Source organism: Rufibacter glacialis, from assembly GCF_008271745.1.
Classification (GTDB): Bacteria; Bacteroidota; Bacteroidia; order Cytophagales; family Hymenobacteraceae; genus Nibribacter; species Nibribacter glacialis.
In genome coordinates this window covers 108,953-124,809 of record NZ_VKKZ01000023.1, presented here as the reverse complement: position 1 = coordinate 124,809, position 15,857 = coordinate 108,953, and the positions used below count along the sequence as shown (strand labels likewise).

The 15,857-nt window shown below is 49.4% G+C and carries 9 protein-coding genes; 3 read left to right on the top strand and 6 right to left on the bottom strand.

Features of this window, described 5'->3' with window-relative positions:
* Nucleotides 1-211 precede the first annotated feature (211 nt).
* Both FOE74_RS16525 and FOE74_RS16520 read left to right on the top strand, forming a co-directional pair.
* Entirely contained in the window at nucleotides 212-1,897 is a 1,686-nt protein-coding gene (locus tag FOE74_RS16525; RefSeq protein ID WP_225840870.1) for an alpha-amylase family protein, read from the top strand.
* Nucleotides 1,898-1,992: 95 nt separating this feature from the next.
* The gene (locus FOE74_RS16520; RefSeq protein ID WP_225840860.1) at nucleotides 1,993-3,318 is read left to right on the top strand and encodes an MFS transporter; all 1,326 of its coding nucleotides are present in this window, start codon (nucleotides 1,993-1,995) and stop codon (nucleotides 3,316-3,318) included.
* Nucleotides 3,319-3,457: 139 nt separating this feature from the next.
* On the opposite strand, the gene FOE74_RS16515 is transcribed toward FOE74_RS16520, so the two are convergent.
* The 6 genes from FOE74_RS16515 to FOE74_RS16490 form a co-directional block, all read right to left on the bottom strand.
* On the bottom strand, nucleotides 3,458-4,126 hold the full coding sequence (locus FOE74_RS16515; protein WP_149099745.1) for a GDSL-type esterase/lipase family protein: 669 nt from the start codon (nucleotides 4,124-4,126) through the stop codon (nucleotides 3,458-3,460).
* Nucleotides 4,127-4,342: 216 nt separating this feature from the next.
* Nucleotides 4,343-5,911: an alpha-amylase family glycosyl hydrolase gene (locus FOE74_RS16510; RefSeq protein ID WP_149099744.1), complete on the bottom strand. Its 1,569-nt coding sequence runs from the start codon at nucleotides 5,909-5,911 to the stop codon at nucleotides 4,343-4,345.
* 366 nt (nucleotides 5,912-6,277) lie between these two features.
* Nucleotides 6,278-8,482, bottom strand: coding sequence for a glycoside hydrolase family 97 protein (locus FOE74_RS16505; RefSeq protein WP_149099743.1), 2,205 nt, complete (start codon nucleotides 8,480-8,482; stop codon nucleotides 6,278-6,280).
* Between the two features lie 260 nt (nucleotides 8,483-8,742).
* Entirely contained in the window at nucleotides 8,743-9,765 is a 1,023-nt protein-coding gene (locus FOE74_RS16500) for a SusE domain-containing protein (RefSeq protein ID WP_149099742.1), read from the bottom strand.
* A 31-nt stretch (nucleotides 9,766-9,796) separates the two neighbouring features.
* Nucleotides 9,797-11,389 carry a RagB/SusD family nutrient uptake outer membrane protein gene (locus tag FOE74_RS16495; RefSeq protein ID WP_149099741.1) on the bottom strand — a complete coding sequence of 531 codons (1,593 nt, stop codon included), beginning with the start codon at nucleotides 11,387-11,389 and terminating at the stop codon, nucleotides 9,797-9,799.
* Nucleotides 11,390-11,407: 18 nt separating this feature from the next.
* The gene (locus FOE74_RS16490) at nucleotides 11,408-14,419 is read right to left on the bottom strand and encodes a SusC/RagA family TonB-linked outer membrane protein (RefSeq protein WP_225840859.1); all 3,012 of its coding nucleotides are present in this window, start codon (nucleotides 14,417-14,419) and stop codon (nucleotides 11,408-11,410) included.
* 351 nt (nucleotides 14,420-14,770) lie between these two features.
* Here FOE74_RS16490 and FOE74_RS16485 point away from each other — a divergent pair, with 351 nt between their 5' ends.
* Nucleotides 14,771-15,826, top strand: coding sequence for a LacI family DNA-binding transcriptional regulator (locus FOE74_RS16485; protein WP_149099739.1), 1,056 nt, complete (start codon nucleotides 14,771-14,773; stop codon nucleotides 15,824-15,826).
* Nucleotides 15,827-15,857: the final 31 nt, after the last annotated feature.

Sequence of the window (15,857 nt, the reverse complement as noted above, 5' to 3'; positions counted from 1 at the left end):
GTACCCTATGATCCAACCTAAGAACAAACCTTCCTTCCTTGCACTTCTGGTACTGGCTACTTTGGCCGGAAGCTGTACTTCGTCGGCTCCTTCCCCATCTAATGCCCAGGAAGCCACTACTACGTCTCCCGCCACGGCTACTATCCAACCGGTCAATGACCCTAACACCACCGAGGAGGAGGTGCAGGACCATAAGTTTGTCATCTACCAGATGATGACGCGCCTGTTCGGGAACCAGAAGACGGTAAACAAAACCTATGGCACCCTACAGGAGAACGGCGTGGGCAAGTTCAACGACATCAACCACAAGGCCCTGCAGGAAATCAAGAAACTGGGCGCTACCCACGTGTGGTACACGGGGGTGCTGGAGCACGCCCTCATGACGGACTATTCCAAATTTGGTGTTCCGTTAGATGACGCTGATGTGGTGAAAGGCCGCGCGGGATCCCCTTACGCCATCAAAGACTACTATGATGTGAACCCAGACCTGGCAGTAGACGTGCGGCAGCGGATGAAGGAATTTGAAGCCCTGGTGCAACGCACCCACAGCAACGGCCTGAAGGTCTTGATTGATTTCGTACCTAATCACGTAGCCCGTTATTATGAGTCAGATGCCAAACCTGCCGACGTGCAAGACTTTGGCAGCCAGGATGATAAATCTATCGGCTTCAAGCCGAACAACAACTACTATTACATTCCGGGGCAGTCGCTTCAGGTACCTGCCACCTACAACCCTTTGAGCGGGAAGTACCCGGGGCCGAAGGAAGACGGCAAGTTCGCGGAGAGCCCGGCCAAGGCCACCGGCAATGATGTGTTCAGCGCCAGCCCCTCAGAAAACGATTGGTTTGAAACCGTGAAACTGAACTACGGCATAGATTACCAGAACAACCGCACCGCCCACTTCTCGCCTATCCCCGACACCTGGAACAAGATGCGAGACATTCTCCTGTTCTGGGCGGGCAAGGGCGTGGACGGTTTCCGGTGCGACATGGCCGAGATGGTACCCGTGGAGTTCTGGGCCTGGGTCATTCCGCAGGTGAAAGCCAAACATCCAGACCTCCTCTTCCTCGCGGAGATCTACAACCCCAAAGAATACCACAACTATATCGAAACCGGGAAGTTTGACTTCCTTTATGACAAAGTAGGGTTGTATGACGGCCTGCGCCGCCTCATGGAGAACAAAGGCCAGGGCACCACTTCAGACATCACCAAAGTGTGGCGAGAAGAAAGCCGGGGCATCTCCCACCACATGCTGCGTTTCCTGGAGAACCATGACGAGCAGCGCATCGCCTCGCCAGACTTCGCGGGTACGCCTTGGGCAGCGGTTCCGGCCATGACGGTGAGCGCCACGTTGGGCAGCGGGCCCATCATGGTGTACTTTGGGCAAGAGGTAGGCGAACCGGGCCGGGGCCACGAAGGCTTCCAGGGCGAAGACGGACGTACCACCATCTTTGACTATTGGGGCGTACCCACGCACCAGGCCTGGATGAACGGCGGCCAATTTGACGGCGGAAAGCTCACTCCTGACCAACAAAACCTGCGCGCCTTTTACACCCGCCTCCTGCACCTGAGCACGAGCCGTGAAGCCATCAAGAAAGGGAAGTTCTACGCCTTGACCGCTGAAGAAAACTCGGCCCCGGCTGGGGTATACGCCTATCTGCGCCACACAACTCAGGAACAGGTGCTGGTACTGGTGAACTTCAACCGCAAAGCCACTGATTATGGTCTCTCCCTGTCGCCGGCAGCACTTACGGCCTTAAACCTTGGTGCCAAAGGCACCTTCCTTTTGCAGGACCTGCTCACGGACACGCCCCCGCTGTTTATCCAGCCTACGGTGAAAACCAGCATTACCCTGGCTCCTATGAGTGCGCACGTGTTCTTGTTGCAGAAGAAATAGCCTTTGGGGGTAGCCCTAGAATGGGTTAGCCTTTTTGGTATGTTTTCTTCAAATTAAAGCGTAAACAACCTTTCACTTTATACACCTACTTGCCCATGGCACAAACAATACAGGCGCAAGCCAAACCCCGGCTAAGTTTTTGGCAGATCTGGAATATGAGTTTCGGGTTTCTGGGGATTCAGTTTGGGTTCGCGTTGCAGAACGCCAACGTGAGCCGGATCTTTGAAACCCTGGGCGGCACCGAAATCGCTTTGTATTGGCTGGCGGCTCCGGTCACGGGGCTATTGGTGCAACCCATCATCGGGTACCTGAGTGACCGCACCTGGAGCCCGGTGTTTGGGCGCCGCAAGCCCTTTTTCATGGTGGGCGCGCTGCTGGCCTCCCTGTCCCTGCTCATCATGCCCAACGCCTCGGTGCTCTGGATGGCGGTAGGCATGCTCTGGATCCTGGACTCCTCCATCAACATCTCCATGGAGCCTTTCCGGGCCCTGGTAGGCGATTTACTTCCCTCAGACCAACGTACGGCGGGCTTCGCGACCCAAACCTTCTTTATTGGGGTTGGTGCAGTGGTGGCCTCTTCCCTTCCCTGGATTTTCAACAACTGGGTAGGCCTGCCAAACACTGCTCCCGCCGGCGAGATTCCCCCGTCGGTGAAATGGGCCTTTTACTGCGGCGCGGTCGTTTTCTTCCTGGCCGTTCTCTGGACGGTGCTTAAAACAAAAGAATATCCGCCGGAAGACCTGGAGGAATTCCACCGGGAGAACAGCCAGACCACCTTTTGGCAAGGGGTTTCTGAGACCTTCTTCGGGATCTTCAAAATGCCCAAGACTATGCTGCAGCTGGCCTTTGTGCAGTTCTTTACCTGGTTCGCGCTTTTTGCCATGTGGATCTTCACCACGCCCGCAGTGACCAGCTACGTGTACGGCACCTCAGACACCACCTCCAAGCTCTACAATGAAGGAGCCGACTGGGTAGGCATCTGCTTTGCGGTGTACAATGGTATCTCCGCCATCTTCGCGTTCGTACTGCCGGTCATCGCCAAGAAGACGAGCCGGAGAATGACGCACCTGCTTTGCCTGTTGATAGGTGGCCTGGGCCTTATCTCTATTTATTTCATTTCTGACCCCAACCTGCTGCTGCTTTCTATGGTAGGCGTAGGCATTGCCTGGGCCAGTATCCTTACCATGCCTTACGCCATTCTGGCCGGTTCTTTACCCGCCAAGCGCATGGGCTACTACATGGGCGTGTTCAACTTCTTTATCGTGATTCCGCAGATTGTGGCCGGCACCTTACTTGATTTCATCAATAAGCACCTCTTCAACGGCGAATCCATTTACGTGCTGGTGGTAGGCGGCTGCTCCATGATTTTTGCCGGTTTCCTTACCTTGCTGGTGAAGGATGTAGACGAGGAAAAGGCTTAGTCGCTCTCCGCTTGGCATTACAAAGAAGAAGCCCGAGGTGATGCCTCGGGCTTCTTCTTTTTTAGTCCTTTTAAAGAAAACAGGCCAAATACAAAGACCAATTATCCTTTAGTGCCGTTGTGCAAAAAACAAACATTTGCTATTTCACCAGATAAGGGGAAATGATTCCTTGCCAAATGGAGTAGCCTTCTGGTTTCATGTGCAGGCGGTCTCCCACGTAAAGTTCCTCGCGCATGTTACCTTGGGCGTCTAACATGGGCGCGTACACATCAATATAATCTGTGTTCTTCTGCTTTTTAAGGAACCGTTTAATGTCTTGGTTGGCCTCCTTCACCTTCCCCTGGATGTGGGCTCGGCTGGGGCTAGGTTTGATGCTCACGAAGCTGATTCTGGCATTAGGCAAGTTAGTTCTGATCATGCCAAAAAGGGTCATGAACCGGGGCACCGCCTCTTCTGCCGTAATACTGTCTCCTGAGGCCAGATCATTCTCGCCACAGTAAATGACCACCTGTTTCGGCTGGTACGGCAAAATAATTTCATAGGTATACCTAATCACGTCTACCAGGGTAGAACCGCCAAAGCCACGGTTTACAATAGGGTAGCCCGGGAAGCTGGCGTGAATATCCTTCCAACGGGTAAAAGAGGAACTGCCTACAAAAACAATAGGGTTGGCCGGAGGAGCCTGAACGCTATCCTGCTTTTTGAAGGCTTGGATATTGGACCAAAAAGCAGGGGCTGTCTGCGCCTGGGCGGATGCAGATAGAGAACCTATTAAAAGGAACAACAGGAAGAAGAGAATCTTTCTCATGAAGGGATATAGGAAATAAATTGATACTGGTAAGATGTTTCCAGCAGACGGCTAAGGTAAGAAATACTTTGATTTCTCCGCAAAGAACAGATGCAGCAGGAAAAAGCACCCTCCTTTTCATGCCTTATCTATACAAAGTCGGCTAGACAAAAAAGGAGGCGGAAAGGTACAACCCCTTCCCGCCTCCTTTCTGAAGGACGGATGAAAACTACAGGTTTACTTTTTTAACACCAAACTGCTGAAAGCAGGCAAGGTCACCGTCTTTTTACTCAGGTTGGCCCCTTTGGTCTTGAATAAAGTATTAGTGTACGTTTCCAGTTGAGTTGGCAGAGTAACGGAAGCCTCTTGGCCAGACAGGTTGTGCACTACCAGTACATTCTCGCCCGCGTGGCTTCTGGTATAGGCGCTGATGGCCTTGTTCTCCAGTGAGATTGGTTCCAATTTGCCGTAGGTAAGGGCTTTGCTGGAGTTGCGCAAACTGATCAGGCGGGCGTAATGGTTGTAGATGGAGTTCTTGTCTTTTTTCTGCACGGCCAGCGGAGCCACCGTAGCCTCAGTGCTATACACTGGTTTTAACCAGGTAGTGCGGCTTTTGTCTTTGGCTTTGGTATCCCAGAGGAAAGGCTCTCTGATCTGCTCATCGGGCTTTTTACCGGTCATGCCTATTTCCTCGCCATAGTAAAGGTACGGAGAACCCGGCAAGGTCAACAACAGAGAGGCCGCCACTTTGGCCTTGTTCTGATCATTGTTGAGCGAGCTCATGATTCGGTTCTGGTCATGGTTGCTCAGGATGGTGGCGTCAATGAAATCTGGGTTCACCGACTGATAGAAATCGGTGATCTTGGCGTGCTTGATGGCCAGAGAGTCTCCCCTGCCTTCATTTATGGCTTTCAAGATGTCCCAGCTCATCTCAAAGTTGAACAGGGCCGGCAAACCTTTCAGGTACGGGGCTACCACGTCAGAGGGTGCCCACACCTCTCCTACCAGGTATACATCTTTGTTCGCCTTCAACATCTCGCTTCGGAAATACACCCACCACTGGTGGTTGTCATGCGGTCGCTCGTCGGGGAAGATATGGCGGGCGGCATCCAGCCGGAACCCGTCTACGCCAATTTCAGTGAACCAGAAACGGCCCATTTTGAAGACCTCCTCGCGAAGTTTGGGGCTGTCAAAGTTCAGGTCGGGCATGCCGCCATAGAAATAGCCGTAGTACAGGTAATCACTGCCCTCTACCTTGTGCCAGTGGCGGGTGTTGTCTGAATCTGCCCCGGTAGGCCGGCCCTCTTTCTGGGTTTGCGGGTCGTTTTTATGTGTCCAAACGTAATAGTCGCGATAAGGGCTGTTCTCGTTCTTCACCGCATCCTTAAACCAGGGATGCTCGCTGGAGGAGTGGTTCAGCACCATGTCCATCACCACTTTGATGTTGCGTTTATGGGCCTGCTTGATAAACTCCTTGAAATCTGCCATGGTCCCGTAATCCGGGTGAATGCCATAGTAGTCGGTCACGTCATATTTATGGTAAGACGGCGATGGGTTGATCGGCATTAGCCACACGGCTTCCACGCCCAGTTCCTGGAGGTAATCCAGTTTGGAGGTCATGCCTTTGATGTCGCCAATGCCGTCCCCGTTGGAGTCCGCAAATGACTGCACGAAGATCTCATAGGTGATGCCGCGCGGCCACTGACTTACTTTTTTATCCTGGGCCTGAACCGCTTCGGGGGAACCCAACGTGCTAAGTGAAACAAGAACAGATAATGCGAGGTGCGATAAGGATGTTTTTTTCATGTGATAAAGGAAAGTTGGAATGGAAGTCCCTGTTAGAAACAGGCAGAGAAGAGGGCGAAACTCTTTGTGCCCTACCAGGGAGCATTATTTACAAGAGAAAAGATTTCCAGTAAAGCGGTTTAGTATAGCAGAAGAACTGGCCACCACCTACCAATGTTGGTGGTTTCACCATCCAGACGCAGGCTCCTATCTGCTTCCTGGTGAAAACACGCAGCAAGGGCTAGGGTACTGGCTTTACTTTATAGGTTCAATAAGAAGGAGCTAACCTTTTTTATTTCCGGCTGGTTTTCAGGAAACTGCCGGAAAAGGGTATCCGTTTACTGCCTGATTCTTAAAAAACAGGCAGTAAACGGATACCCTTTTGGCCTAGAGCCGCGGCAGCCCTTTCGCTTGGTTTTTATCAGCCTCAACAAAGCTGATGGCGTACCCCCCGCCCGGTGCCACCCACTGCGACAGCTTGGACTTGTTGTTTACCACCACCTTGCGGATTTGGTACGCTTGGGGATTGGTTTTGTAATGGGCACCCTTCGCATCAGCGTAGATAGTGGCAATATACGTTTTGCCCTTATCCAGGAAGTCCAGCCTGATGTTAGAGGTGCGGGCATCGTTTCCGCCCACGCTGCCCAGGAACCACTGGCCCGTGCCTTTGGCCTTACGGGCCACGGTCACAAATTCACCCGGCTCTGCTTCCAGGTAGTTGCTGTCATCCCAGTCTACCGCCACGTCTTTGATGAACTGGAAAGCATCTGGGAAGCGGTCGTAGTTCTCAGGTAAATCGGCGGCCATCTGCAGCGGGCTGTACATGGTCAGGTACAAAGCCAGCTGGTTGGCCAGGGTGCTGTTCACGTGCGATTTATTATCCGGGTTCAGCTTGCTCAGGTCCATCTCGAAAATCCCCGGCGTGTAGTCCATTGGACCACCAATCAAACGAGTGAAGGGCAACACCGTCACGTGGTTGGGTTTGGAACCTCCGAACGACTGGTATTCCGTTCCTCTCGCTGATTCGTTGCTGATCAGGTTGGGCCAGGTACGCGCAGTACCCGTAGGCCGAACCGCCTCATGCGCATTCACCATGATCTTGTAATCGGCGGCTTTCTCAATGGCGTACTGGTAGTGGTTCACGATCCACTGGCTGTAGTGGTTCTCCCCACGGGGCAGGATGTCGCCCACATATCCGCTTTTCACCGCGTCATAGCCGTTGTCTTTCATGAACTGGTACGCCTTGTCCATGTGGCGTTCATAATTGCGTACCGAGGAAGACGTCTCATGGTGCATGATCATCTTCACTCCTTTGGCCTTGGCGTACTCCCTGATTTCCTTTACATCGAAATCTGGATAAGGCGTCACGAAATCAAACACGTAGTCTTTGGAATTCCCGAACCAGTCTTCCCACCCAATGTTCCAGCCTTCCACCAGCACGCCGTCAAAGCCATGTTTGGCGGCGAAATCTATGTACTTCTTAACGTTTGCGTTGTTGGCTCCATGCTTGCCGTGCGGTTTGGCTTTGGTATAATCGGTGACGCCAAGTTCTACTGAAGGGTAATCATTGGTATAGGACCAATTGCTCATGCCGGTGATCATCTCCCACCACACCCCTACGTATTTGGTAGGCTTGATCCAGGAAGGGTCTTTGATCTTGCTGGGCTCATTGAGGTTGTAGGTCATTTTGGAGGCCAGTATGTCACGGGCATCATCGCTCACGATCACGGTGCGCCAGGGCGTGCTGCGCGGAGCCTGCATGTAGCCTTTGTCACCTACCGCATCGGGCGTGAGCCAGGATTCAAACACAAAGTTCCTATCATCCAGGTTGAGGTGCATGACGGGGTAATCAATCAGAGCCGCCTCGTGCAGGTTGATATACAGGCCGTCGGCTGACTTCATCATCAGGGAGGTCTGCACCCCGGTTGGGGAGAAGGGGGTTTGGGAAATATTTGCCGTTACCGCCTTGGCCATAATGCCTCTGATCTCTGAAAGCTTGGAGGTGGTATAGTCGTATTCCTGTGTGTCATAATCGCCCGCGATCCAGTAGGCGGTATGGTCCCCCGCCATGGCGAACTGCGTTTTCTCCTCCTTTATGACAAAATAGGTCAGATTCTTTTGGGTAGGAAACTCATAGCGGAAGCCCAGCCCGTCGTCGAACAGCCGAAAACGCACCACCATCTGGCGGGCGGTGCCTTTTTGGTGGAGGGTTACGGCCAGCTCGTTGTAGTGGTTCCGGATGGTCTTCACCTCGCCCCACACCGGGTTCCAGGTCTCGTTGAAAGCGGCGGTCTTAGTGCCTGCCACGGTAAAATTATTATGCAACGATCCCTGAAGGTTAGCGGTCTTCTGCTCCATGTTGGCATCTGAGCCTCCTGACGCGGCGTCAGCGGTTTTGGTCTTTAGCTCAAACCCCATCTTGCTGGGCTTGATGACCGGTTTGCCTTTGTAGCTCAGGCTGTACGAGGGAGAACCGTCCTTCTCCAGGGAAAACCTCATGCTGAGCCTCCCATTGGGGGATTTCAAGTCCTGGGCCTTTGCCGCACCCATACAGGACAGCAGGACACAGGCAATTATTACTAGTTTGTTCATGATCAATCTGGGGTTGATGATAGAATTTGGAAAACAGAAGGAAAAAAGAACCGCCTATTTCTTAAGCCAGGAGGCACTGCCGCTTCGCCTGTCACTTCTTCATTTAATCTTAAAGAGCGCACAGGGGACTAGCCACTTAAAGTGAGTAGGCAGGTTCCATTCCTATTTCAATGATCTTAGAAGGCAGATTTAAAAGGAAGGAGGCTACCCCAGGGTTGAAGTGGGATAGCCTCCTTGGCATTATGTAGGCTTACCTACTTCTATAATTTGGTTAACGTGTAGGTATTGGTAGCCAGGCTGAAGGTTATCCTATAGTTACCAGCAGAAGGAACTGCGATATTGTCACCACCTGAAACTAGGTTACCATTAGACCCTCCATAGTTCGTACCCCAATCATCATTCAACCGGAACTTGATGGACCCTGGAGTTAGATTGGTAGTGATAGACCAGGTTTGGGTACCATTGTTATAGGTCATATCCGTATCTGCACCCCATCCCCCGGGAGTGGCATCTCCAATCACGCCAAAACTATACTTGGCAGCCGTAAAAGTGTTATCGTTCAGGTTAAGGGTCAAGCGGTACATACCGGCAGTAGGCACAGATAAATCGCTTCCAGAGGTACTAACTTTACCTGCACCGGCATCACCATACGCCACATCCCATTTCTTGGCTGGTGTAATCTTAAACTTAGTATTACCTTCTGTGAAGTTGATGATACCGGTATAGATGTTGTTGCTGGTAGGTGAGATCAAGCTGTCAGCAGTGGCTGGGTTCCAACCCTGGTAAGCACCTGGTACATACACAAAGGAAATCAAAGGATAGGGATTAACCGTCATGCTCACCACGTTGGAATAAACGGGGGCAACAGCTTCACTTCCTGCTATTTGGGTTTTTACCCGTGCCTCTATAGTTGAATTCCTCCCAGTTGGTAAATTCAACGACAGCATTAGGGCATTAAAGTCCAGTACCGTGTAGCTCTTTGAAATATCTCCGCTCCCTAAAACAACTTCTTTAGGGTTAGCAAAGTTAGTTCCGGCTACTGCAAACTGCAGGGTGTTGGTTAAAGCAGCATCAAAGCCGAAATCAGCCTTGGTCCAGGTGAAATTTACTGCCTGGTTATTTTCATTCGCTTTTTGCAGCGTCAAGTTGTTCGCTGAAGCTGTGAACGCAGCTCCTTTGCCCTGGGTATTGGCAATGACTCTTTCCTCGTCTTTTTCACAAGAGGAAAAAAAGAAAAGCAGCAGCCCGAGCAGCCCGATATTCTTAATTAAAGATGTTTTCATATAGTCTTCATTTATATGTTCTGAACACTGATTAATACCCAGGGTTTTGGACTAAGTTAGGGTTTACCGTCAAGTCAAAAGATGGGATCGGGAATAATCTACGGTACTCCTCTACTCCTCTTCCTTCTTTGACACCGCCTTTCCAAGGCCACACATAAGTTCCAGAGGTGAATCTGCCAAAACGGATTAAATCTGTCCGGCGGTGGCCTTCCCAATGAAGTTCGCGGGCTCTTTCGTCAAGGATGAAATTAAGGTTCAACTGACTGGCGGAGATGTTACCGCTTGTATTGCCATAGGCTCTTTGCCGAAGTGCATTCACATAGGTCAATGCTTCCGCCATTGTTCCTCCTGCACCTCCTCTTACCACTGCTTCAGCAAACATCAAGTGGGCATCAGCTAGGCGGAACATAGGGTAATCTGTATCAGGATGTACTCCTGCAGGGTCTGAACCTGCGCCGCCAGTAGATTTGATATTACGGTACTTAGTCACGGCATAGCCGTCAGTGAAGGATCCAATACTTTCAATTTCCAACTTTTGGCCATCCCTATGGAATTGAGCCCGTTTGTCTGTATTGCCAGATGGATCAGCGAAAACATTAACAATGTTTTTAGTAGTTCTTATGCCTCCCCATTTTTCCTTCACCCCAAAATCAGCGTTGTTCATGTTGCCACCAATGGAGGCATTAATCAAGAACGTGGTTCCACCCCAGGTTTTGGTGCGGGTTCCATCAAATGCAATAGGAAAGATTATTTCTGGAGAGGTATTATTATCTGCCCAGAACAAATGTCTGTAGTTCTGTTGCAGAGAATACCCTGAATTGATTACCTTTTTGCTGTAGGTAACTGCTTCTGTGTATTTTGCCTGCCCTGTATATACTTCTGAGTTGAGGTACATCTTGGCAAGAAGCATCCAGGCAGCAGCCTGGTCGGCCCGGGCATATTCATTTTGCTTTGGACCCGCCAATTCTGACTCAATGGCTTTCAGCTCCGACTCAATGAAGTTGAATAAGTCTGCTCTCTTGATTTGATTAGGGAAAAAAGCTCCTACCTTATCTTGCTCAGTCACAAATGGGACATTGCCAAAAAGGTCCAAGGCATGGTAGTAACTCAAGGCCCGTAAGAACCGGGCTTCAGCACGGTACTTTTTCGCTTCTGCCAAATTAGCTTCCGCAACGCCCCTTTCGCTCAATTTAGCGTCAGTGGTTTCACGCAAAAATTCATTGGTTAAAGCAATCTGGTAATAGATCCGGTCATACATCATTCTGATGTACTCGTTGCTGGAAGACCAATCCATGTCATGTAAATCAAAGATGGTCCCATCATTCCAAGCGACCACCGCCTCATCCGTGGTCAATTCCTGCAACTGCCAATAAGCCCGTATGTAATTCGATTTCCCCTCATCAAACCCAGTCACATCTGGTGCACCAGAGGGTCCTTGCAAACCCGTTAAGGCATATCCGCCATAAAGCTTGGCTAACACCAGCTTGTAGTTGGCAAAATCATTATAAAGGTTAGCCGAAGTAACATCATACTTGGGAGCAAGATCTAAATCATCTGTACAGGAAGAGGCAGAAAAAGCCATCAATCCAGACAAAATCATCGCTTTTATATAATTTTTATTCATAAGAATTTATAGTCAAGATTAAAACTCTAGGTTAGCGCCAAGTGAGAAAACACGTGCTCTTGGGTAGAAGTTATTGTCAATTCCGCTGCCCACTTCTGGATCCAAGCCTTTGTACTTGGTGATGACGAACACATTCTGAACAACACCAGAAAGTCTTAGATTCACTTTATCTCTGTAAACCTTCCCAAAGTTGTACCCTAAGTTCAGGTTCTCCATGCGCAGGAACGAGGCGTTTTGCACATAGTAATCTGAAAAGTATTGCGGAGCGTTGAAGTTGGTTTCCAGGAAATTAGGAGAAAGATTGTTCAGATACGTGTTATTGGAGGTTACCTGGAAGTTCCCTTTATCTGAGTGGATGTTGTTATACACGTAGTTCCCAATATTTGCCCTTAAAACGAAATTCAGGTTCCAATTGCCATAGGTAAGGTCAGAGTTAAACCCTAAGAACACTTTTGCCTGCGGAGACTTGTAGCGGTACAAATCTCTTTCATTTACAATTCCATCTTTGTTCAAATCCACATAGACACCTTCCAGAGGTTTTCCTTCTGCGTTGTATACTTGTTTGTACACATAGAACGCGAATGGGGTAAACCCTACTGAACTTATCTGTAGGTTATTCCCGGTACCCCCTGAGATTTGACCACCAGGCTGTCCTACTGCATTTGGATCTTCAAATCTGCTCAGGCTGGTTACCTTCACATCATTGTAAGTACCATTTACGCCTACAGACCAATTCGCTTTCTCATTGTTGAGGATGTTGACATTCAAGGCAGCTTCAACCCCTTTGCTTTCTATGGCCCCCACGTTGGTAAACAAACCATTGGTAAGGTTGGTACCCGCCGCTGGGTTGATGAACGCAATAAGGTTATTGGTTTCTTTCAGATAATAATCCAAACTACCCGTTACTCTTCCTGCACCAAAGCCAAAATCAAGACCCGCATTGTATTGTTTGGTTTCTTCCCATTTCAAATCAACATCATACCCGGCCGGGCGAAGAGTGGTATAGAACTGGTTTCCAAATTGGTAAGAGGCGGTGTTCTGACCATAGCTGTAGAAAGGGAGATACCCATAGTTGCTGCCAAAATCCTGCTGACCAGTAAGACCATATCCTACTCTTAACTTAAGGTCAGAAAAAAGTCTGGAATCCTTCATGAATCCTTCTTCACTGATTCTCCAGGCCAAAGCAATAGAAGGGAAAGTACCCCATCTATTGTCTGCGCTATACCGGGAAGTTCCGTCTCTTCTGATGTTGGCGGTAAGTGAATACCGGTCATTAAAGGTGTAATTTATTCTACCAAAAAAACCGATCAGGGTGTTTTCAGTTTCAAAAGGGAACAAGGCTGCTGGGGTAAACACAACACCCGCCTCTGTGTACACCGGGAAGGAGGGGCTCTTGGTCAAGAAATTCTGATAAGAATAACCAGCCATTAATTCAACGCGGCTTCTTAAGGCCGTAAGGTCTTTGCTATAGTTCAAGTAGAAATCCAGGAGCTTATTATCTTTCTCCTGCTCATACTCAGAAAAGCTGCCTCCCTGATTAAACACAGAGGCCATGGTCATAGGTGCGAAGGTACTTCCCTCACTTCTGGACATGTCATAGCCAACATTCAGGTTCGCCCTTAGGTCAGGTAAGAAGTGGAACCTGTAGTCTACCTGTAGGTTTCCAATGCTTCTCATCACATCAGACACATTCCTTCTTTGCTCCAGTAAACTGAGAGGGTTTTTAGGCGCCAGGTTATTTGGAGTACCATCACTGTTCACCCACTCATAATAACCACCAAGTTTAGGATTTTCAGCATAAACAGGCTGGGTAGGGTCAAAAATCACGGCAGAACCAATGGCTCCTTCGTCAGCGAAGCGACTTTTTGACAAGGAGCTTTTCACGTTTAGGTTTACTCGTAAATGATCGTCAAGGAAGCTGGGATTTAAGTTTAGGGCCAAAGTACCCCGTTCCAAACCAGACGTTTTAAGTGTTCCCTGCTGATCAAGATAGCCTAAGGAAAGTCGGTAAGGAAGATTTTTGACAGACCCGCTTAATACCAAATTGTTGTCTGAGGCGAAAGCCCTACGGAAGATCTGATCTTGCCAGTTAGTCTTTGTATTCCCCAATAAAGCTTTCTGAGCGTCTGTACCACGTTCATTGATCAAAGCGCGGTACTCATCTGCAGAAAGAACATCTACCTGATCTGTCAAATCATAGAGAGAGGCAATAGTATTGAACTGCACTCTGAATTTCTCGCCGGCGGCTCCTTTCTTGGTAGTAATAATAATTACCCCGTTAGAAGCGCGGGTTCCGTAGATAGCTGCTGCCGAAGCGTCTTTCAGGATATTGAAAGATTCAATGTCATTAGGGTTTATCAAACTCAAAGGGTTTGGAGAGCCTGAAATAGCGCTATTATCTAAAGGAACTCCATCAATCACAATCAGAGGGTCATTGCTGGCATTCAAAGAAGATCCCCCTCTAATGCGGATAGTACTACCAGAACCTGGGGCACCCCCGTTAGAAGTAATCTGTACACCTGCCACTTTACCGGTTATCAATTGATCTGGCGTAGTTACTAGGCCACGGTTGAAACTTTCCTCAGTAACCGTAGCAACCGCCCCCGTTACATCTTCGCGGCGTTGGGTACCGTAACCCACCACCACTACTTCTTCCAAAGCTTTGGCATCGGTCAACAGGTTCACGTTGATAGTAGACTGCGTGCCTACCGGCACTTCCTGGGTCACGTACCCAATGTAAGAGAACACCAAAGTACCGGCAGTACCGGTGAAAGGCAACGAATACTGGCCATTCACGTCCGTAGCTGTGGCAGTAGAAGTCCCTTTCAAGACCACAGAAACCCCAATGAGAGGAGCAGCTCCGTCACCTGTCACGGTACCAGTGATGGTTCTTTGTTGGGCAGAAGCCTGCCCTAAGCTCAAAGCCAGGAAAGCCACCAAAAACAGAAGAAAAGAAGAAGCCTTCTTCCCTTGCCTTGGATTAAGCCAACCCTTGGGGACTAGCCGATTTTTTAGTAATGCGTTTGTCATATGTGAAGGGTTTTTGATAAGGAAAAGGTTTTTACTGGAAATCATAAAATCTTAAAAATCCATAACTCACTGAAATAAAAACTCTTAATCAAATCCTTTGTTTTAGGAAATCGATTTCCTTACCGATTTACCAACTTTTTCCAGGATTTCAAACTTTTTGGCCGTCAAAAGAGATATTTATTTTAACGTTTTGCCAAAATTACAATCCAAAATGGCAGGATAATTCAAAATATAGGCTTTTAACGCCGGCATTTTTACAGATGTTTAATTAGATTTGCGTTACCAGCGCCTTGAAACGGAAGTTTTTCTTATTATTACGGCCTCACTCCCACACGAAATCGATACCCCTCCATGAGCAGAACAACTATCCATGATATTGCAAAGGAGCTTAACACTAGTCCCTCCACCGTTTCCAAGGCCCTGAACAACCACCCCTCTATCAGCGCGGCCACCAAGGAGCTTATCAAAACGACGGCGGTGAACCTGAATTACCGACAAAACCGTCTGGCCTCTTCGCTACGGTCTGGGCGGACCAATATTATCGGGATCATGATCCCTAGTTCAGACATCGGGTTCTTTGGGGGAGTGGTACATGGCATTGAGAAAATTGCCCGCAGTAACGGGTACAATATCTTATTGTTCCAATCAAATGAAACCGGGGAGTACGAGGTGGAAGGAATTGAGACCTTGCTCCAGACCAGCGTAGATGGGATTATCGCCTCTATTGCTAAAGACACCCCCAATCTGGACCACTTCTTTGACGTGAAGAAGCGCAAGGTACCGTTGGTGTTGTTTGACCGGGTGAAAGATGAGTTGAATTCCCCCAGCGTGGTAGTAGATGATTACAAAGGGGCGTTCATGGCCACAGAACACCTCATTCAGCAGGGCTATATGAACATTGCCCATATCTCAGGCCCGCAGCACATCAAGATCTTCAATGACCGCCTGTGCGGCTACGTAGATGCCTTGAAGATGAACAACCTCCCGGTCAATGACGACCTTATCCAATACGGCCGGAACTCCATAGAATCCGGGAAATTCAGTGCCGAGCGCCTTTTGGGCCGAAGCAAAGACATGGACGCTATCTTTGCGGTAGAAGACTTCACCGCCTTGGGCGCTCTACAGTACCTGAAACAGGCAGGCGTTAAAATGCCCGAAAAGATGGGCATGATCGGATTCGGAAACGAGTCCTTCAGCCCGTACGTTACCCCTAGCCTTTCTACCATTGACCAGCAACCGGCCCGCATGGGCGAAGAGGCCTTCACCCTGTTTTTAGAGGCCATGGCCAAAAAAGCTAATGGCAGCCAAAACGGCGAGGTAGAGGTAGCAGAGGAAGAACCCAAAAAGATTGTATTAGACCCGGTCCTGATTGTGCGGGAGTCTTCTATCAGGACACCTCAAGGGTAAAGGAAATCGAAGAGGGGGCTGTTTTGGGCAT